Annotated in this window: 19 protein-coding genes; 12 read left to right on the top strand and 7 right to left on the bottom strand. The window is 38.4% G+C overall.

Going from position 1 to position 21,108, the window contains the following annotated elements; all coding sequences use genetic code 11:
• Positions 1 to 19: 19 nt before the first annotated feature.
• From DPX34_RS06815 to DPX34_RS06790, 6 genes are all read right to left on the bottom strand, one after another.
• On the bottom strand, positions 20 to 727 hold the full coding sequence (locus tag DPX34_RS06815) for a hypothetical protein (protein WP_111977664.1): 708 nt from the start codon (positions 725 to 727) through the stop codon (positions 20 to 22).
• The gene (locus DPX34_RS06810; RefSeq protein ID WP_111977663.1) at positions 720 to 1,550 is read right to left on the bottom strand and encodes a hypothetical protein; all 831 of its coding nucleotides are present in this window, start codon (positions 1,548 to 1,550) and stop codon (positions 720 to 722) included. Before DPX34_RS06810 ends, DPX34_RS06815 begins: the two co-directional genes overlap by 8 nt.
• Positions 1,540 to 1,941: a cupredoxin domain-containing protein gene (locus DPX34_RS06805; RefSeq protein WP_111977662.1), complete on the bottom strand. Its 402-nt coding sequence runs from the start codon at positions 1,939 to 1,941 to the stop codon at positions 1,540 to 1,542. Before DPX34_RS06805 ends, DPX34_RS06810 begins: the two co-directional genes overlap by 11 nt.
• Positions 1,938 to 3,302 carry an ATP-binding protein gene (locus DPX34_RS06800; protein WP_232824681.1) on the bottom strand — a complete coding sequence of 455 codons (1,365 nt, stop codon included), beginning with the start codon at positions 3,300 to 3,302 and terminating at the stop codon, positions 1,938 to 1,940. The genes DPX34_RS06805 and DPX34_RS06800 overlap by 4 nt, the downstream gene beginning before the upstream one ends.
• A complete protein-coding gene (locus DPX34_RS06795) occupies positions 3,299 to 3,958 on the bottom strand; it encodes a response regulator (RefSeq protein ID WP_111977661.1) in 660 nt (219 codons plus the stop codon). Before DPX34_RS06795 ends, DPX34_RS06800 begins: the two co-directional genes overlap by 4 nt.
• A gap of 146 nt (positions 3,959 to 4,104) precedes the next feature.
• Complete coding sequence (locus tag DPX34_RS06790; protein WP_111977660.1) at positions 4,105 to 5,550, bottom strand: alpha-amylase family protein; 1,446 nt, start codon at positions 5,548 to 5,550, stop codon at positions 4,105 to 4,107.
• A gap of 462 nt (positions 5,551 to 6,012) precedes the next feature.
• On the opposite strand from DPX34_RS06790, the gene DPX34_RS06785 reads away from it, so the two are divergent.
• Positions 6,013 to 8,712, top strand: a complete 2,700-nt coding sequence (locus DPX34_RS06785) for a response regulator (RefSeq protein ID WP_111977659.1) — start codon at positions 6,013 to 6,015, stop codon at positions 8,710 to 8,712.
• Positions 8,713 to 8,879: 167 nt separating this feature from the next.
• Positions 8,880 to 10,004 carry a DUF3083 family protein gene (locus DPX34_RS06780; RefSeq protein ID WP_111977658.1) on the top strand — a complete coding sequence of 375 codons (1,125 nt, stop codon included), beginning with the start codon at positions 8,880 to 8,882 and terminating at the stop codon, positions 10,002 to 10,004.
• Between the two features lie 79 nt (positions 10,005 to 10,083).
• On the opposite strand, the gene fldB is transcribed toward DPX34_RS06780, so the two are convergent.
• Positions 10,084 to 10,599 (bottom strand): flavodoxin FldB, encoded by a 516-nt coding sequence (fldB, locus tag DPX34_RS06775; protein ID WP_111977657.1) that lies wholly within the window; start codon positions 10,597 to 10,599, stop codon positions 10,084 to 10,086.
• A gap of 109 nt (positions 10,600 to 10,708) precedes the next feature.
• On the opposite strand from fldB, the gene DPX34_RS06770 reads away from it, so the two are divergent.
• From DPX34_RS06770 to DPX34_RS06725, 10 genes are all read left to right on the top strand, one after another.
• Entirely contained in the window at positions 10,709 to 11,224 is a 516-nt protein-coding gene (locus tag DPX34_RS06770; protein ID WP_111977656.1) for a methylated-DNA--[protein]-cysteine S-methyltransferase, read from the top strand.
• Positions 11,225 to 11,246: 22 nt separating this feature from the next.
• Entirely contained in the window at positions 11,247 to 12,149 is a 903-nt protein-coding gene (gene xerD, locus DPX34_RS06765) for a site-specific tyrosine recombinase XerD (protein WP_157964640.1), read from the top strand.
• Between the two features lie 200 nt (positions 12,150 to 12,349).
• Positions 12,350 to 13,060, top strand: a complete 711-nt coding sequence (gene dsbC, locus DPX34_RS06760; protein ID WP_111977655.1) for a bifunctional protein-disulfide isomerase/oxidoreductase DsbC — start codon at positions 12,350 to 12,352, stop codon at positions 13,058 to 13,060.
• Between the two features lie 7 nt (positions 13,061 to 13,067).
• The gene (recJ, locus tag DPX34_RS06755) at positions 13,068 to 14,780 is read left to right on the top strand and encodes a single-stranded-DNA-specific exonuclease RecJ (protein WP_111977654.1); all 1,713 of its coding nucleotides are present in this window, start codon (positions 13,068 to 13,070) and stop codon (positions 14,778 to 14,780) included.
• Positions 14,781 to 15,029: 249 nt separating this feature from the next.
• A protein-coding gene (gene prfB, locus DPX34_RS06750; RefSeq protein WP_111977653.1) for a peptide chain release factor 2 occupies positions 15,030 to 16,128 on the top strand; the annotation gives its coding sequence in 2 pieces (ribosomal slippage) (positions 15,030 to 15,104 and positions 15,106 to 16,128; 1,098 coding nt in all).
• 55 nt (positions 16,129 to 16,183) lie between these two features.
• Entirely contained in the window at positions 16,184 to 17,725 is a 1,542-nt protein-coding gene (gene lysS, locus DPX34_RS06745) for a lysine--tRNA ligase (protein WP_111977652.1), read from the top strand.
• Between the two features lie 195 nt (positions 17,726 to 17,920).
• Positions 17,921 to 19,078 carry a porin gene (locus DPX34_RS06740; RefSeq protein WP_111977651.1) on the top strand — a complete coding sequence of 386 codons (1,158 nt, stop codon included), beginning with the start codon at positions 17,921 to 17,923 and terminating at the stop codon, positions 19,076 to 19,078.
• 9 nt (positions 19,079 to 19,087) lie between these two features.
• Positions 19,088 to 19,495 (top strand): phosphate ABC transporter substrate-binding protein, encoded by a 408-nt coding sequence (locus tag DPX34_RS06735; RefSeq protein ID WP_111977650.1) that lies wholly within the window; start codon positions 19,088 to 19,090, stop codon positions 19,493 to 19,495.
• Between the two features lie 161 nt (positions 19,496 to 19,656).
• Positions 19,657 to 20,196: an HvfA family oxazolone/thioamide-modified RiPP metallophore gene (locus DPX34_RS06730; protein ID WP_111977649.1), complete on the top strand. Its 540-nt coding sequence runs from the start codon at positions 19,657 to 19,659 to the stop codon at positions 20,194 to 20,196.
• A gap of 76 nt (positions 20,197 to 20,272) precedes the next feature.
• Positions 20,273 to 21,097 carry an HvfB family MNIO-type RiPP peptide maturase gene (locus DPX34_RS06725; RefSeq protein WP_111977648.1) on the top strand — a complete coding sequence of 275 codons (825 nt, stop codon included), beginning with the start codon at positions 20,273 to 20,275 and terminating at the stop codon, positions 21,095 to 21,097.
• The last annotated feature ends 11 nt before the right edge of the window (positions 21,098 to 21,108 follow it).

Genomic DNA, 21,108 nt, shown 5'->3' with positions numbered 1-21,108 from the left:
GATGTTATTTTAAATAATGCTAAAATTCGTACTCTATGGCGAATCTTAAAGCATGTTCGCGTGTTGCTTGGCTTAGTTCGGTGATAAAACCGAGTTCCCATTTTAGTTGCTTTTGTTTATCAAATCGAATGATCCCCATGCCTGCCGGTCCAATACCGATAAAGTCTTCACCTGTGTATATTTCAATTGCAGGCTGTAATGCTGGACGCCAGCGATAACGGTATTTAACTCGCGATTCAAATTCCATTTCACTTTTAAGTGTCGAACCCCATTCATTAATAACAAAAGCATTAATAGTTAAACTAGTAATGCCGAATTCTTTTTCAAATAATAGACCAGTGGTTAATTCCCAGTTATTAAGAATACGATCTTTTTCGAGTTCGAATAATAGCCCCCAATCCGCACTATATTGGCCTTGTTCTGTTAGCATCCAACGGACTTCTAACTCGACTGCTTGCCATGAAAAATCACTAAACTGATCATCACGCTCGGCAATGATATAGCCCTCTAACGTGATTCGTTCGTTTAAGGCGTGGCCGTAACCTAAGCGCTGCGCTAAAACGTTACGATCATGCTTTTTAGTTGACATTAAGCGCCATTCCAGTTCTTGTTCGTTAGCTAAAACGTAAGGATGATAAACTTTATCGACAACGGCGCCATCTGCTTTTGCGGTTGTGCAGAACAAGAGATAAGTGAAAATATAGAGTATAAAATAGTATTTAAACATGGCGCCTATCCTTTTGTTGAGTGATTAGAAATGTTGATATTGAGGCTATTCTTTTTATTAAAATTGGGATGAGCAATATAAACGCGTAAGCACATAAGTAAGCGCTTAAATAGGGCAGATTAGGCGAATCTTCGTAGCCGATAAAACTAGAAAGTAAATGCCCCCATTCAGAGTTTTCGGCTATAAATGCTTGGCTTTGCCATAAAGGCTGCTGGTTTTGAAATACATCAGGTAAACTGTTCACTTGATTGAGTAAGTTAATAATTTGGCTAACTTGCCCAACAATAAAGATTATGAATAGCGCGTGTATCGAGGGTCGGTATTGGTTGAGTTCACAGTAGCGTAGAAAAAAATACAGTAATATTGCAACACTTAAGCAGATCCCTATCCCTAATATCATACCAATAACAATAGCTTGTATCGCACCAAACTCAGACCAGAAACCTTGAAAATAAATAATAAAGTTAGCGCCTGAAATGGCCATCAATATAAACAACATAAAACGCAATGCCCATTGTTGTTTAATCGGCATTGATGGCACACAACAATAATAAAGTAATGAAAGATAGGTGAAGCCGTATCCGCTTGAATAAAGCCATTCTATCCCAGCACCTTCATTCCATTGACTGATCACCGGGGCTGTATTTGCAATGAGAATCGCACATAAACAACCGACTAATAGGGTTATAACTAGATTTTTGTATTGCCTCGAGAGTATTGGGTTTATCGGGATATGGGTTTCTGTATGATTTAAATAAAAACTGAGAATGATAAAAATAGGTAACAGATCACGCAAAAATAAAATAACGGTATTAATTAACATTTTTATCTCCTTGTATGGAGTCGGTTTGGTTAACGATTATTTTACCTTTGGCTGTGTTGGGATTGTATTCCCCAAAAAAATGATATTCACCCACCGATAATGGGCCAATGTATATATGCGTGATTTTGTTAGGGAAAACCATTTTTTCGCGATTTAAATCAAAACTATCGAATTCTTCTGGGGTATTATCTTGGTTTATTATTTTGAGTTTATATTTTTTATTAGCCATTAAATGTAATTTTGCAGGCACAAATAGATGGTTAATAATATTTAATTCGACTTCTTCAATTGTACTAGCTTGGACTAAAAAAGATAAAAAGCTAACCAATAATAGCCATAAGCGTGTTTGGCTTTTGAGTGTTTGTTTAGGATGACGAATTACCTTATTCATTGTGTTGTATCCCTTTGCTTAAATAATATTGAAACTTTTAAACCACCGAGCGTATGAGAGGTGCTTAGGCTGATTTTCGCTTGGTGTAAATCGACAATATGTTTCACAATAGCCAAGCCTAAACCACAGCCTTGGATGGCTGAACTATGGCGATCGCCGCCAACTCGATAAAACCGATCGAATACTCTATTGTGTTCTTCAATACTGATACCTGGGCCGGAATCTTCAATGGTACATTCAATATAGGTAGGGTTATTGTTTGGCTTTAATGTAATAAGGATTTGTTTTTGTGCGTTAGCGGGGGTGTATTTACTGGCATTAGATATTAAATTGTTGAACAAGGTGGTGATCGCAAAAGTATCACCATTAATGATACAAGGCTCAAAATCGAACGCTATTTGTTGTTGCCGTTGATTGATATTTGGGTACAAATCGCTAATCACCTTTTGACATAATTGAGGTAAATCTAACGGTGTAAATTGTGCTGCGTATTGCTCTGGATTGGTTCGATTTAACAACAATATTTGTTCAATTACATTGTGCATCCGATCAATACCAGCTTGTAAAGCGCTAATATTTTCGTTTATTTGTACGTTATTGTTTAAGTGCTCTGCTGATTCTGTTGAGGGCTGTAATGATTGTTGTAAGTTATGACTGTTTATTCTAATTATACTGAGTGGTGTTCTTAGTTCATGTGCGGCATCAGACGCAAAGCGCTTTTCACGTAAAAATGCAGACTCTAAACGCTGAAATAACAAATTTAATGTGTCGACTACTGGTCGTAATTCTTTTGCTGGGTATTTAAAAAAAACAGGGCTTAAATCATTCATCTTTTTTTGTGTTAACAATGTTGATAATTGCGATAAAGGCAATAAACTTTTTTGTATTATGATCGCAATAAATAAACCGAGTAAAGGCAGCATAATAATAAAAGGGGTAATAACACTTAACGTTAATGTTTCGGCTAACTCAAAGCGGTGCGTTAAAGGTTGTGCAATTAAAATCCAACGTTCATTTTTAACGGCACTGTATACACGCCAACGTTTATCTTTAAAATTAACTTCAGTGAATTCATGCGGTGTGAATGTTTTAATGGGCGTTTCAGGGGTATTCAAACTATGTACAATGAGGGTATTGTGCTGCCAAATTTGAAACGCTAAATTGTTATCGTGATTTAAATTAACTGGTTGTTTTTGTAAATTGAGATCAAGTAATAGATGTGCAAATGTTTTTAATTCGTTATCGAGTATTATTTCAGATTTTTTTATACTGGCTTTGTAGCCTTGCAAAGCCGCACTAAACGTCGCTAACGTGATAATCGCCATTATCAGCAATACAAGGTCGCGTCTAATCGAAATCATGCTTTATCTATTGAGTAGCCAATGCCACGAATGTTTTTGATAAAATTGGCCGGTAGCTTTTTACGTAAATGGTGAATATGTACTTCAACAGTATTGCTGGCGATATCATCTTGCCACTCATAAAGTTTAGCTTCGAGTTGTTCACGTGATTGAATTCGTCCTGCATTCTCGACCAGTGCTTTAAGCACTAAATATTCTTTTTTTGATAATACCAAGGGGTGAGTATCGACGGTAACAACATTTGCACGAGTATCAAAAGTAACATTTTTAATTGTAATCAGTGCTGAATTAGCCGTACCTAAACGTCGTTCTATTACTCTAAGGCGCGCGAGTAGTTCAGGTACTTCAAACGGCTTACTGAGGTAATCATCGGCGCCTAAATCAAGCCCTTTAATTTTATCTTCAATTGAATCTCGAGCGGTGAGTATTAAAATAGGCAGGTCTATTTTTTGTTTTCTGATGCGTTTAAGTACATCAATTCCATCCATATCAGGTAAACCTAAATCTAAAATCATTGATTGATATTCAGTATATTTGATTTGATTAATCGCTTCTTTGGCAGTTGTAACATGTGTAATGAGGTAGCTTTCACGAGTTAATGCAATTGACAACGCGTTAGCAAGAAGTTGATCATCTTCAACAAGTAAAATTTTCATGTGTAGGGGGCGTCGCTTCAATCAATGGTTATTACATTGATTATAAAGAATGTAACTTAAAATTAGCTTAAATTTGTTAAAGTGTAAAAGCAAAAAACGCATGGGTCACATGCGTTTTGCGTTTTGTGTGTGTGCTTTTTTTAGTGTTATTCTTTTAACCACATACGTGCTTGGCGTGGTGGTAAATAAAATTTATGCCACTGGCTAGATATGTTTTGTACAGAAGTTGTATCTAATGTATCGCGATAATTGTTGTACCACCATAAACCTGAGTTTGCGGTATTAACCCAAACATCTTGGCCTGCGTTACATTTGTTTATTCCGACAATACCTTTATGGTCACGCTTAAATAACAAGATGCAATCATTCGAGCTCATGACCTGCATACCGGTGCCTTCAACTGCGTTATGAAATTTAATCATACCAACAACATCTGAATGTTTATACATATCAACCCAACGGCTGCCATCGTTGCTTTCATTATGATCTGAATAAATCATTGGCACACCGCCATCGCGCCCCATAATATAGGCATTGGCTAAATATTCATCCGACCCCGACATGATTTGATACCTGAAGCCATCATTGGTTGGAATGTCATGTGTGATTGAAAAGGTAACGGCACGTGAACCTGTTAATGCTTGGCCATATGCCCCCGGATCGACTAATTGATTCATGGAACCGCCATAACCCAATGCGCTGCGCATTTGAGCAAACAATGGAAAATCATAAGCGGCATGATCCGTCGCATTTAAGTAGGGGGCTAAAAAGTTATCGTAACTGCCATCACCAGAGCCACCGGATGTAATTATTTCACCAAAAACGTGGACTCCTTGTTTTATTGCAGGCGTGAAAACCGCGTTAATATGATAATTTGTCATGTGCTTAGCGGCATCTACTCTAAAGCCGGTTACGCCTAAATTTTTAAGGGCCTGTAGATAATTTTTTTGTTGTTCAACCACCCAGTTGTTTGGATCTATGTCGGGTAAGCCAGCATCACCACTACCTCCGCATAATCGCCAATATTGCACATGTCCAGGGTCTCCCCAATTAGTGATACAACCTGCGGGATGAAAATCTCCCGCCCCTAAATAGTTTTGGGTTAAATCACCAAATAATTTGATTGAGTTAAAATAGGTTGAATTGGCTGCATATTCATTTAACACGTCTGAACCTGGATAATTTAAATCCGACCGTTTCCAAGATTCATTTGCTTTATGGTTGAGCACAATATCGGCATACACTTCAACACCTTTGCTTTTGAGTGCTTGGATCATATCTTTAAAATCATTGGTGTCACCGAGTGGACTATGGATCACCCGTAAATCTTGTGGTTGGTATCTTGACCACCATTCAGAACCGGATGAACGGTAAGCTGGTGATACAAGTACTTTTTTGTAACCTAGGTTTGCTATCTCTTGTGCTTTTTGTTCAACGTCAGCGTATTGCCAATTAAAAGCATGCAAAATGGTTTCGGCTGCAGCTTGGCTACTAAAAAAACTAGCCGCCGTTAATGTAATAGCGCTCGTTATTTTTAATAGCTTTTTCTTCGATTTTATCAGGGTTTTCGCGGTATTTTGAGTGTTTTTCATTTTATTATTTACCTTGTGTTGTGTGCTGTTTGTTAATCTAATGTAAATAAAAATGAATAGATAGAGCTTGCATACGTATGCGATCGATTATTTTTTAGACACTCATTTTGGTCACGGATAATTAAAATGACTACTGGTTTTTTTAGGTTGGTTTGTTTATGCACGGCAAAACTGAATTTATTTGACATGGTTGTTGTTGGTAAATAAACATTAAGGCGAAGCCGCTTAATTTACAGCAAATTAGTCATTTGTTAACTATGCTTGGAAAGATCACTATCGTAATGCCGTTGCTTGAATCTTTTTTATTGTTCAGGTTAGATCTGCATAAAATAAGTGTTTTCGTTAACACTCACTTATCACTTTTAATTATGCTGAAATGCGGATACTCGAAACCTATTAATGCCGGATGTTCAGACCCTATTGTTTATGACTAATTATAATGAGTAAGTTGAGAACTGTTCTGTGAATTTTTTCTATCATACAAAACTACAACAAGATTTTTTGATAAAACCTAATGTGATTTTTGCCTCTATTTTTACCATGGGCTTAGCGATATCATTATTTTTGTTTGGTTTAATTCATCAGCAAAACCTTGAGCAACGGCTACAATACCGGCAGCATCAGGCATTATCGAGTGGGCAATATATAGACGCTGGTTTAAAAAGACGGATTTTACAAATTAAGTCGGTAGCCAATTTATTCTCAACGTCGGATTGGGTTTCTCATCAAGAGTTTGAAAATATAATTAAGTTGGTTTACACCGATTTTCCTGAGAATCGCCGGTTAAGCTGGGTAATTCATCGAACTCAAACCGAGCTACCGGAGTTGCGTGATAAAATCCGCAAAAATAAGGGGCAATATAGTCATTTCTATTTTTATGAATATGATTATCAAGCTCGCAAACCGCTACCGCTTAAGCCTGAAAATGACCCTGTCTCTGCTATTGTTTATGACTATCCCACTTATAACAATCCATTTTTTTTAGGCCGTGTCATCGTTAAAGATCGCCCTGTATATCAATATTTTCAAAGTGCATTACAAGCCCAGGATATAATTGCCAGCGGTATTGCCAAACCATTACCCGCGATACCGCATCCGCATATATTTTTAGTGCACCCCGTCTACCAACTTGAAACGGATATTAATAAAAAACCACTTGGTTTTGTCACGTCAGGCAATGTGCTGTCTGATATTTTTAGTCGAGTGTTATCACAAACAACAGATAATCATATTAAATTTAAGTTGGTTGACCATTTAGGTAATGAGTACCGTTACCCTGAAAATGAAATGCTATCGGTGGATGATATTCTGGCCAGTGAGTTAAGTATATTTGATAAACAAACACTTGATGTGGATTCTATCCATTATCCTATTTCAATGCTTGGGTTAAATTGGTCGTTAATTATTGAATTTCAATCGCCAAATAAGCTTCAAGTTAATGCTCTGCTCATTGCGCTAGTTGTTGGTTTAATTGTAATTAGTTTTTTAATTGCATTATTTGTGCGCAATGCGATGTTAAAAGAAAACGATTTAAACAACAAAGTCACGAGTCAAACTCAGGTTTTATTAACACAAAACCAAGAACTAAATAATATGGTGGTACAAGTAAAAGCGGCTGCGCAAGCTAAAACCGACTTTTTGGCTAATATGAGTCATGAAATAAGAACCCCCATGAATGGGGTTATCGGGTTATCACGGTTATTAAATGCGACAAAATTAACCACTCAACAACAAGATTACTTAAATAAAATTGAATTGTCGGCTAAGCATTTGATGGTGATCATTAATGATATTCTTGATTTTTCTAAAATTGAATCGGGTAATATTCAACTAGAAAGCATGCCTTTTTCAATCAACAGTGTTGTTGATCATTTACACGCTTCGTTTGATGCGGTTTGCAAAGAGAAAGGTATCGACTTTAAAATTGATGTTGATAGCAGTGTCCACCCCGATTTGATGGGGGATTTTGTCCGTATAAATCAAGTATTGCTAAATTTATGTGCCAATGCAGTTAAGTTTACTGAATCTGGAGGAGTCTATGTTTCGGTTCTGGCTGCACAAGTCTATTCTGAGTTTTCAGCTGAAAAGCAATTTTATGATTTTAAATTTATTATTAAAGATACCGGTATTGGTATTAATAAATCCGATATTGAGGGATTATTTGATGCGTTTACACAAGCTGACAGTTCGACGACTCGACGTTTTGGTGGTACGGGGTTAGGGCTTTCTATTAGCAAAAAGCTATGTGAAGCCATGGATGGTGATATTGAAGTGCAAAGTACAGTAGGGCAAGGTAGCCAATTTATAGCGAATGTGAAATTAGCGCTTAATGATCAAGTGATCACGAAAAATGATAACGACGAGCGCTTAAAATTTGCCAGTATGCCCGCTATATTGGTCATAGATGATAACCCTTTAGCCCTAAAAATTTATCAAAAAAGTTTGAGTAATATGAATGCGGATGTCACTTTATGTGCAACGGCGATGGAAGGATTGGCTATTTTGACGTCTAACGAGCGTAAGTTTTCAGTGGTGTTGTTAGATTGGACTATGCCTGAAATAGACGGCGGTGAATTTATAAAACATATGAATGCTATGTCACTTGCGATCCAACCTAAAGTTATTGTGTTATCGGCTTATAATTCAGATGTTATAAAACAAAATACTCGTGCATTGGGTATTAGTTCTATCTTACAAAAACCTTGTGAACACAAATTATTATTTAATGAAATTGAATCGGTTATGAGTCGTGAATTAATGGATGTAATAAAACCTACTCATTTAAGGTTGCAGTCATTGACTATTTTGGTAGCTGAAGATAATGAAATAAACCAAATTATTATACAATCACTTTTACAAAAAGAAGGCGCGTTGGTTTGCATCGTTAATAACGGCAGTGCTTGCCTTGATTATTTAAATGAGCAGGCCATGCCCGATATCATTTTGATGGACATTCAAATGCCAGTTATGGATGGTGTTGAAGCGACTAAAATGATACGTAATAGTGGAGCAGAGTATGCTCAGATCCCGATAATTGCATTGACCGCTAATGTATTAAATAATGATATTCAATCTTATATCGATAGCGGCATGAATGCCCACTTAGCTAAACCAATTGATGTAAATCAAACGATTAATACAATCACAGAACAGTTAGTTTAATCTTAAGCAACTTCGGAATAAACTAGAAATACCAAACAGATAAGAGCAAAAATAGGCATAAACTTTAATAGTTGCTCATTCTTACAATCATTATTGAGTCTATAAGGTTGTAAACTTTGCTTTGCAACGTTTATACTGCAAAAACTTAATGTTAACCGGATGTTATTATGGCTTTAACCCGAAAACGCAGCGCCCAAAATAAAGTTTATTTACCAGCGTCTGCTCGTGAAAATCAATATATGCTAGCTCGTTTCAATGTGACAGATGAGTTAGTTGAAAAATTTGCTGATAAAATCAATAACGATAGCGATAAACCTTATCAGCAATTTTATGAAACGTTAGCTGAAATCTTCTTTAAAATTACCGATGATCTTGGCATCGAGAGTGGGAAATTTGTTGCGAACGATAAATTTGTTCGTGTTCGTTATTGTGAAGAAGAAATTACGCCACAAACAGACCAGCAAATTCTGTTTTTATACAACCCTCGTTATCACAACAGCCAAAAAATGTATTTTGATGCGACTAAACGCGCTAAAAAATTCAGACTGATCTTTTTAGCCAATGGTGATTCAGTTCGCCTTGACGCCGCTAAATTTCACCAAAAAGTAGCTAAAGCGATCGCTTTATTTGCTGAGCAAGTTGGTATTGAAAAATCAAGAGTAAGAGTGTGCGATCATCAACATTTAACGTTTGATGTTTTTGCTAAAGATAAAGGCATTAAAGGTACACAAACGCATAAATTTAGAGCCTTGTCTGATCGCTATGCCGTTGATAATTTTGATTTACCTGAGCGTATTGAGCCATTAACGTATGCGGTGGTTGATATGGCGGTTAATCGTCGTATTAAACAACTCGCGGCGATTGATAAAACACAAGAGCAACCTTATGCTGAGTTTTATCAAAAAGTGACTGACACGTTATTTGACGCGGCCAAACAGCAAAAATTAACCAATGCTGCGGTTGTTGCTAATTGTTTAGTGCCGATTATTCGTTTTAGTGAAGAAGAAAAAATATTTGAAGATGGCGAATTGTTACGTATGGAATATAACCCAGCTAACAATAAAAGCGGTTTTCAATTTGCTTGGGATGGCACTAAGCAAGCCAACAAGATCCAATTTGTTTTTGTCGCGACAAAAGAAAATCGCACGAATCATGGTTATGGCAAGTTTTATAGCCAAATTGAAAACGCGTTACGTACTTTTGCTGACAAATTTGAATATGTTGAAGAAAAAGAAGAACTTAAAGTGCGTTTCCATCAGCATTTAGGTTACTTATTTGAGCCTAAGGCTTAATTAAATAGCCCTGACAATGTGATAAAAAAAAGCCGATGAAAATCGGCTTTTTTGTTTTAATTTGTTGATACGTCAAAGGTTAATCTTCAGCTATCTCTTCTAAAATTTGAATGCACCAATCTTGAATTCGCTGCTCAGACATTTCATATTGATTTTCATCATCTAAGGCTAAACCAACAAAAAATTGCTTATCTTCAGTTAATGCTTTTGACTCTTCAAACTCATAACCTTCATTGGGCCAATAGCCGATGCGTTTGGTTTGATTATGCGCAATAGCTTCATCGAGCATGCCAATGGCATCTTGATACCATTTTCCGTAATCCTCTTGATCACCCAAACCGTAAATCGCAATGGTTTTATTATTGAGATCAATTTGATGCACATCATCCCAAAGTGATTCCCAATCTTCTTGCAACTCGCCAAAGTCCCAAGTTGATATACCCAAGATCAAAATTTCATATTCTGATGTTTTACTTAATGGTGTATCTTTAATATTAAATATATCGACGATGTCATGTCCGATGAAGGCTTGAATTTTTTCAGCTGTCATTTCGGTATAACACGTCGTCGAACCATAAAATAAACCTATTTTCATTTCGGTTACCTGACAACTACAATCGCTAGATTGTATCAAAAGAGCACGGCTTGCCTCAAAATTAAATGGCTAGCCGTGCGTAATTTGTTAAATATAAATGGAGATCAACATGAATGTGATCGCTCAAGCGCTGTTAGAGACGCCTCTCGGACGTATTGCTATTTTCAATGATACCGATTATGTAACCGGAGTTGATATATTTTCAGGTGATATTAACTATAAGATCGCGAATGCGAACGCATTAACCGTGCGCACTATTGATGCTTTAGCTCATTATTTTGATCATGGTGTTTTTCCTCAGGCTTTACCACTTGCGATGCAAGGTACCGAGTTTCAAAACAAAGTTTGGCAATTAATGTGTCAAATTCCTTCGGGTGAATGTTGGACTTATGGCATGATGGCTAAAGTATTAGAAAGCAGCCCTAGAGCAATTGGCGGTGCTTGCCGTCGTAACCCGATACCCATTATTGTTCCTTGTCATCGTGTTGTTGCGGCTCAAGGGATCGGCGGTTATAGCGGGCAATGGAAGTCAGGCCGCCGTATAGATGTTAAACAGTGGTTACTTGCGCATGAGAAGCAACATGCCGACTTGGGCAATGAATTAAACTTACAATTAGAAATGTAAAACAAACAGGATAGAGCTCAATATGGCTGAACTCATACAGGATGAGCAAGCACTTATCGACCAGTTTACTGATTACTTATGGTTAGAACTGGGACGCAGTGACAATACCATCGCTGCTTATCGAAGTGATTTAAGTCATTTTGCGCAATTTTTACAAAAAGCGGATTTATCTTTATTAGCTGTAACCGATCAAATTGTTCGAGATTATCTCTCCTTTTTATTTGCCCAAGATATTGGTTCTCGTAGTGCAGCGCGAAAGTTATCAAGCATACGTAAGTTGTATCAATTTTGTTTGCTCAATGAAATTTTACAACACGACCCTTGTGCGAATATTGAAAGCCCTAAACAGCCAAAACCGTTACCAAAATTTTTATCTGAGCAAGATGTCGAATCTTTATTACTGGCGCCGAATATAGAAGATGATATTGAACTACGAGATAAGGCGATGTTAGAGCTGCTATATGCAAGTGGTTTACGAGTAACAGAGCTTATTTCATTACAATTAGAACAAATTAGTTTAAATCAAGGTGTGGTTAGGATCACCGGGAAAGGCAGTAAAGAAAGATTAGTGCCGATGGGGCAAGAAGCTCAAAACTGGTTAAGTGAGTATATTCAGTACGCTCGGCCTAATTTAGTGAAAACCCCAACAAGCGTGGTCTTTTTAAGTTCTCGAGCTCAGCAAATGACGCGTCAAACATTTTGGTATCGAATTAAGTTTTACGCAAAAGTTGCGGGTATTAATGCGGATTTATCACCTCACACTTTACGCCATGCGTTTGCCACGCATTTGGTTAATCACGGCGCTGATTTACGCGTTGTGCAAAGTTTATTGGGCCATAGTGATTTGTCTACGACACAAATTTACACCCACGTTGCAAAAGAACGATTAATGCAAGTGCATGCCGAACATCATCCTCGAAGCTAACATTAAGTCAGCGCCGTTGTTCACGTTATTTGTTGTGTATTCGTCTTTTGTGTTTGTTGAATAAACGGGCTTTGCTTTTAGTATTTGCAATTAGTTTGACAAATCTGTAACTTTTAGGCCTTTATTAGGGTCTAATCTTACATACCTTATTATCTTTTGTTGTTTTGTTTGAAAACACATTTTCATTTTTGGAAGCCGTTATGTTTAAAGTAATCAGTACTGCTGTTGCCGTGTTAGCGTTAAGTTTTTCGTCGTTAGCTGTTGATAAAGCCACAGAGCAAAATATTCATCAGCAATTTATGAAAATTGGTATGATGCCAAAAAATATTGAACCCTCGCCAGTTAAAGGTTTATTACAAGTAACAACAGAGAAGGGCTTGTTTTATTTTAGTGAAGCTGGAAATTTTTTAGTCCATGGCACGATTTATAATATGGACAAAGGCATGAAAAATGAAACAGAGAGCGTTTTATCCGTTCAGCGCAAATCTGCTGTAAATGATTATTCAGATTCTATGATCGAGTTTAAAGCTAAAGATGAAAAATACGTGGTCAATGTATTTACCGATATTAGCTGCGGTTATTGCCGTAAATTACATAACGAAATGGCAGATTATAACAATGCCGGTATTACGGTTAGATACCTTGCTTTTCCACGTGGTGGCGTAAATAGTAAAGCCTACAATGACATGGTGAGCATTTGGTGTGCAGATGAAAAGCAAACCGCAATGACCAATGCGAAGACTTCGGGTGCTGTTGTGGCTAAAAGTTGTGATTCGCCAGTGTCAAAACATTATGAATTAGGTGGTAAGTTAGGTGTAAACGGTACCCCCGCTATTATTTTACAAGATGGTTCGATGATCCCTGGTTATAAACCCGCGGCAGATTTACTTAAAATACTAACCGCTTCTTAATTTTTTAATGTCAGCTCAAATAATTAGACGTCAGCCAATTCAGGCTGACGTTTTACCGTCGCATCTGCATCCTTTACTTAAACGTGTTTTATTAAACCGTGGTTTTGATGACCCCGCTTTACTTGATCTTTCAGCTAAAAGTTTACCTAAACCTGAGTTTGCTGGTATTGAACAAGCTGTCACTATTTTGCACCAGGCTATTATCGATAAACGCCGAATTATTGTAGTTGGTGACTTTGATGCTGACGGTGCCACGAGCACGGCTTTAAGTGTAATGGCGCTTCGTCAACTTGGTGCTCAAAATGTTGATTTTTTAGTGCCCAACCGTTTTGATTTTGGTTATGGTTTATCGGTACCTATTGTTGATATTGCGGCTGAGCAAGGTGCCGACGTTATTATGACGGTGGATAATGGTATATCGTGCTATGCAGGGGTTGAACGCGCAAAATCATTAGGTATTCAAGTTATTGTGACAGATCACCATTTACCCGGTGACCATTTACCTAATGCTGATGCGATTGTTAATCCTAACCAAGCTCATTGTCCTTTCCCGAGTAAACAATTAGCGGGTGTCGGGGTTGCGTTTTATTTAATGTTAGCGCTACGGGCCGCATTACGAAAACTCGATTTCTTTAAGCAACATGATCTTCCTGAACCTAATTTAGCGGAATACCTTGATTTAGTGGCGCTCGGTACAATCGCTGATGTTGTCGTACTGGACTCTGTTAACCGTATATTGGTTCAGCAAGGCATTAATCGTATTCGGCAAGGCCATTGCCGACCGGGTATAAAAGCGTTATTAGCGGTAGCAGAACGAGACCATCAATATTTGGTATCAAGTGATTTTGGTTTTGCTTTAGGGCCACGTTTAAATGCAGCCGGTCGTCTTGATGATATGACATTAGGTATTAGTTGTTTAATGGCGCCTGATTATAGTAATGCAATCATGCTGGCGTCTCGTTTAGATGAACTGAATAAAGAACGACGAGAAATCGAAACTAGCATGCAAGTCGAAGCTGTCGCTGCGTTAGACAAAACGTATGTTTCGTCTGATGAGTTTGGAATTTGTTTGTACGATGAAACATGGCACCAAGGTGTTATTGGTATTGTCGCAGGACGGATTAAAGAGCAATATTATCGACCAACCGTGGTTTTTGCAGAAGGTGATAACGATGAACTCAAAGGTTCATGTCGCTCAATTGTCGGTTTTCATATTCGTGACGCACTTGAATCGATCAATACCCGTTACCCCCATTTAATTATTAAATTTGGTGGACATGCCATGGCGGCTGGATTGTCAGTGGCTAAACCGCATTACAGTGAATTTAAGCGTGTATTTTCTGCCGTTGTCAAAGAGTTGATACCGCCAGATGCTTTAGCCAATCAAATCTTAACGGATGGCGCTATTGCACAGCAATACATTACGGTTGAAGTGGCACAATTGCTTAAACGTGCAATGCCGTGGGGACAAGCCTTTGCAGAGCCAATATTTGACGACGATTTCACTGTGATAAACGAGCGAATTTTAAAAGAAAAACATTTAAAGCTGGTATTACAACACCAAAGTGGAATGAGTTTTGATGCTATTTGGTTTAATTATGACCAAAAATTATGGCAGCCTAATCGCCATCATCAAGTCAAAGTCGCTTTTACACTGGATACCAACACCTTTCGGGGTAAAACTAACGTGCAATTTTTAGTCAAAGCGATTGAGGTATAATCGCTTTTTTCCGCTTTTAAATAAATCTCCATTCCCTCTCATTTTATAACGTGTGTTTTAAAGGTGTATTTCTTGTGCAATCATGCATCTTGCAATCACTTGGGTGTCGCAATCGCGATTTGACTAAATTTATTATTTCTAGCGTAAATAATGGTGCTAAAACTATAAAAGCGTTCTGAGTTTAGCTATAATCGCGCGCTTTACGGCTAGCCACTAGCTTCTTCGAATTTTTTGGAAATCAAAACTTAAATGCTCGAAATTAACCCCATTCAATTGCAAATTAAAGATGTAACCCAGCGCACTGAAGTGCTTAGGGGGTACCTTTGACTATGACCAACGCAAAGAACGTTTAGAAGAGGTCGAACGTGAACTTGAAAGCCCTGAGGTTTGGAATGAACCTGAACGGGCGCAAGCATTAGGTAAAGAGCGTAATTCTCTTGAGTTGATCGTTAAAACAATCGACGATCTCACGACCGGCATCGATGATGTTGAAGGTTTACTTGAACTGGCGGTTGAAGAACAGGATGAAGAAACCTTAGAAGAGACGCAAAACGAATTAAACGAGTTACTTGAGCAGCTTGGGGAATTAGAGTTTAGGCGAATGTTTAGTGGTGAACATGACATTGCCGATGGCTATATTGACTTGCAATCAGGCTCAGGTGGTACAGAAGCGCAAGATTGGTGTGAAATGTTGTTGCGTATGTATTTGCGCTGGGGCGAGTCACATGGTTTTAAAACTGAATTAATTGAAGCTTCAGCGGGTGATGTCGCCGGACTTAAATCAGCGACCATACGTTTTAGTGGCGAATATGCATTCGGCTGGCTAAGAACCGAAACCGGCGTGCATCGTTTAGTGCGTAAATCACCATTTGATTCAAACAGCAAACGACACACATCGTTTGCTTCTGCTTTTGTTTACCCTGAAGTAGACGATAATATTGATATCGATATTAACCCGGCTGATTTACGTATTGATACCTACCGCGCATCGGGTGCTGGTGGGCAACACGTTAATCGTACCGATTCAGCGGTTCGTATTACGCATCTACCGACGAATACCGTTGTGCAGTGTCAAAATGATCGCTCACAACATAAAAATAAAGCACAAGCGATGAAGCAGCTTAAAGCTAAACTTTATGAGCTTGAAATGCAAAAGCAAAATGCTGAAAAACAATCGTTAGAAGATACGAAGTCGGATATCGGCTGGGGCAGTCAAATTCGCTCTTACGTATTAGATGATTCAAGAATTAAAGACTTACGAACGGGAGTTGAAAACCGCAACACGCAATCAGTGCTTGACGGTGCGCTAGACCCCTTCTTAAAAGCTGCATTAAAAGCAGGTTTGTAATTTAAACACTATCAGTGACGTGTGCACGTCACACGCATTAAACAGGTAATGAAAAATGTCTGATCAAAATCAGCAAGATGAAAATAAGTTAATTGCAGAGCGTCGTGCAAAATTAGATGCTATTCGTAGTCAATGTGATGCAAACGGTCACCCAAATAAATGGCGTCGTGAAGATTATGCCGCTGATTTACAAGCTGCTCATGGCGATAAAGACAAAGAGCAACTGACATCTGAAGCGAATGTTGTTTGTATTGCGGGTCGTATTTTAGCGAAACGAGGCCCTTTTTTAGCGTTACAAGATATGTCGGGCCGTATTCAAGCTTATGCTGATAAGACAGTACAAAAAACGCTTAAAGAGAAGTATGGTCAACTTGATATTGGTGACATTATTGGTGTTAAAGGTGCGTTAAGTAAATCTGGTAAAGGTGACTTATATGTTCATATGGCCGAATATGAGTTATTAACCAAGTCATTACGTCCGTTACCTGAAAAATATCATGGCTTAGCTGATCAAGAGATCAAATATCGTCAACGTTACATTGATTTAATGATCAACGAGCAAACGCGTAACGTGTTTGCTATCCGCTCACAAGTGGTAAGTGGTATTCGTCGTTATTTATCTGATCGTCGATTCATGGAAGTTGAAACGCCGATGTTACAAGTTATACCTGGCGGTGCGACAGCTCGTCCATTTGTTACTCATCATAATGCGTTAGACATTGATATGTATTTACGTATCGCACCAGAATTGTACTTAAAACGTTTAGTGGTTGGCGGCTTTGAGCGTGTTTTTGAAATTAATCGCAATTTCCGTAATGAAGGCTTAAGCACGCGCCATAACCCTGAATTCACCATGATTGAATTCTATCAAGCTTATGCTGACTATAATGATTTGATGGATTTAACTGAAGATATGTTGCGTACCTTAGCGCAGGATATTTTAGGCACAACGATAGTTAAAAACACAATTCGTGATGAAAATGGTGAAGTTACGGCTGAGAAAAATTATGACTTTGGTCAGCCTTTTGCCCGTTTAACGATGAACGAAGCTATTTTGAAATATGCACCTGAGTTAGATGCAACGGTTATTAACGATCCTGAGAATAATTTTGAAGCGTTAAAAGCGATAGCTAAACAAGTGGGCATTGCAGATTCACCTAAGCAGTCAGCTTGGGGCCCTGGTAAATATTTGTGCGAAATTTTTGAAGCAACCGCTGAAGAAAAACTGGATAACCCAACATTCATTACGGCATATCCATGGGAAGTTTCACCATTAGCTCGCCGCAACGACGATAATGCCTTCGTCACTGACCGTTTTGAGTTTTTTGTTGGTGGACGTGAATTAGCGAATGGGTTCTCTGAGTTAAATGACGCAGAAGACCAAGCGGGTCGCTTTAAAAAGCAGGTTGAAGAAAAAGATGCCGGTGATGATGAAGCGATGCATTATGACGAAGATTACGTGACTGCGCTTGAATATGGCTTGCCCCCTACCGCGGGTGAGGGTATAGGCATTGATCGCTTAGTAATGTTATTCAGTGATTCACCGACGATCAAAGATGTCATTTTATTCCCTCACATGAAGCCGTTACAAGACTAAAGACCCTTTAGTTAGTAACAACGCCTGAAAGAGGTATAAAAAGCTTGTATTTGTTACAAGCTTTTTTTTTTAATTTTTTCTGCTATACCTAAATTAAGACGAATTAAAGCCTTAATTTACCAGCCGTTTTAAAGCCGAATTTAGATTTTAATATTGTCCTAATATAATTCTAATCACGTTCTAATAGGTTTATTTATGAAAAATAAGATACTGTTATCCACTTTAGCCAGTGCGTTATTGTGTTCATTTAATGCAGCGGCAGAACTTGAGTTTAGAGGGTTTGCATCTGTTGTTGGGGGGATTGCTTTAGATAGTGATCAAACCCTTAGAGGTTATAAAGATGAGTTGAGTTTTAAACCTGAGTCGTTATTTGCGATCCAAGCCTCATCTGATTTAGGCGAAGGCTTATCTGCGACAACCCAGCTCTTAGCAAGAGGGAATAACGATTTTGATGTTGAAATGGAATGGGCGTATATTACTTACCAAATATCCAATACGTTAAAATTAAATGCGGGTAAACTGCGTGTTCCTTTTTATCGTTATTCCGATTTTCTTGATGTGGGTTTCTCCTATAATTGGGTAAAACCACCTCAACTGGTTTATAACTTGCCTTTTAGTACTTATGAAGGCTTATCTCTCGTTAAAACGGGGCAAGTCTCTGTATTTGATTATATGGTACAAGGCTTTACGGGGTCATACTCCAGTGAAGATATTAATGTGGATAGCCTTTCTGGCATCAATTTAACTTTAGAGTATGATGAGTGGTTGAGCTTACGCAGCGGTTATATTGTTGGCGATGTTACTTTTGATGCGAGTTTAGGGTCATTAAGCACATTGTTACAAGCTTATGGTTTGACACAAGCTGAAAACGATTTGAAGCCTGAAAAAGATGATGGTACTTTTTTTGGGATTGGCGGAAAAATTGACTATAACGATTGGCTAGCCGAACTAGAATATACAGAATTAGAAGTGGCTGATTCTTTATTAGCGGTGCAAAAACGTTCTTATTTATCCGTAGGCCGCCGTTTTGAGCGTTTTATTGTATTAGCGACATTTGAAAAAGCCGATGATGAAGCTAATGACGCTGCGTTATTTTCTATTCCTTTAACGTTAGCTAATGGTACACCCGTTGTTGAGCCAACCAGTGGCTTGCCTGTTAATACGATAGTGGATCAGACTGTACTTAACAATGCAGAAATAGCACAATTATCTGATGCAAAATCATGGTCTCTGGGTGTTCGTTATGATTTAAGTTATAGTGCGGCATTAAAAGTGGAATACACTAATTTTGAACAAGAGAATCGAAACCTTGATGTATCGGCATTACGCTTCGGTATCGATTTAATGTTTTAGGAGGCTAATATGAAACGTTTAACAACTTTAATTATTGGCTTGTTTGTTTTTAGCGTATCTGCAGAGGTGGCTGTCATTGTTAACCCGAGTGTGGGTGATGCACTTGATAGAAAACAAATAAGTCGGATTTTTATGGGCAAAGACAAGTCTTTTCCTTCAGGCAGCGATATTACACCGTTTAATTTGGCGGATGGTAATAGTGTAAGACAAGAGTTTGAAAAATCAGTAATACAGCGATCGGCAGCACAAATTAATGCTTATTGGGGTAAATATGTGTTTACCGGTAAAGGCTCACCACCTGATACGTTAAGTTCAGATGCAGAGGTGATTAACAAAGTGAAATCTTCGCCAGATGCTATTGGGTATATTAGCAGCGATAGTGTAACGCCGGATGTCAAAGTAATTGCTACTTTTTAATCGCTTTATAATGCACCACTTAAAATAATGAGGCTTTGGCCTCATTATTTTTATGTGTGGGGTCAGAAGCACAAAAAAATAAATAATAATGAAATATAAATAAGACTGTTGAGGTCTTATTAATAACAAAACACATAATTAGTTTATCAGGGAATTTACACATGAATACAATAAAGAAAACATCAGTTGCAGCAACAGTCGGTGCGGTTATGGTTGGTTCATTAGCATTATCAACGTCGGCATCTGCAACCCCGTTTGCGATCCAAGATCTACCGTCGGGTTATCAATTATCTATGGCTGAAGCTAAGTGCGGCGAAGGCAAATGTGGTGGTAAAGCCGAGAAAGAAGGCAAGTGCGGCGAAGGTAAGTGTGGCGGTAAAGCCGAGAAAGAAGGCAAGTGCGGCGAAGGTAAATGTGGCGGTAAAGCCGAGAAAGAAGGTAAGTGCGGCGAAGGTAAATGTGGCGGAAAAGCCGAGAAAGAAGGCAAGTGCGGCGAAGGTAAGTGTGGCGGCAAAGCCGAGAAAGAAGGCAAGTGCGGCGAAGGTAAATGTGGTGGCAAAGCCGAGAAAGAAGGCAAGTGCGGCGAAGGTAAATGTGGCGGCAAAGCCGAGAAAGAAGGCAAGTGCGGCGAAGGTAAATGTGGCGGCAAAGCCGAGAAAGAAGGCAAGTGCGGCGAAGGTAAATGTGGCGGTACTAAATAAGTTTATTTTAGCTTGATTGACCACACAAATTAAACGCAGCTAATGGCTGCGTTTTTTATTTTTAGAGAATTATTATATGAGCGTTTTGAAACATCTTAACCCGGTTGGATTAGGGCTGCGTCGCGACATGTTAAGTGAGTTTTGCCAACAAGTACCGAGTGATGTCGGGTTTATGGAAGTGGCACCAGAAAATTGGATGACATTAGGCGGGAAGTTTGGCAAACAATTCGCTTCTCTTACCGAGAAAAATCAATTTGTGTGCCACGGTTTATCTTTATCGATTGGTAGCCCAGATCCGCTAGATATTGAATTTGTTAAAAAGGTAAAAGCATTTTTAGATACCCATAACATCATTGCTTATTCAGAACATCTTAGCTATTGCTCTGCGAATGGGCATTTATATGATCTTATGCCTATTCCTTTTACTCAAGATGCCGTGAAACACGTAGTACAACGAATTAAGCAAGTGCAAGATATTATTGAACGGCCATTGATTATTGAAAACGTCTCTTACTATGCCGCACCCGGCCAAGAAATGACAGAGCTTGATTTTACACTGGCTGTATTAGAGCAAGCTGATTGCCAGTTATTACTCGATGTAAATAACATATATGTAAACTCGATCAATCATGGTTATGATGCTAAAGCTTTTCTTAATGCGATGCCAACAGAGCGTATCGCTTATGGACACATCGCTGGGCATTACGAAGAAGCGGCTGATTTAATGGTTGATACACACGGAGCCGATGTTATTGAGCCTGTTTGGCAGTTGCTTGATTTGGCTTATCAGCAACATGGTCTGTTTCCGACTTTACTTGAACGTGATTTTAATATCCCGGCAACTGAAATGTTGTGTCGTGAGCTTAAAAAAATTAATAGCATACAAATGCAATATAAATAAAGAGGCTGTAT

The organism is Algibacillus agarilyticus, from assembly GCF_003286125.1.
Classification (GTDB): domain Bacteria; phylum Pseudomonadota; class Gammaproteobacteria; order Enterobacterales; family Alteromonadaceae; genus Algibacillus; species Algibacillus agarilyticus.
The sequence above is the reverse complement of the archived record's forward strand: the minus strand, read 5'-3'. Positions and strand labels throughout refer to the sequence as shown.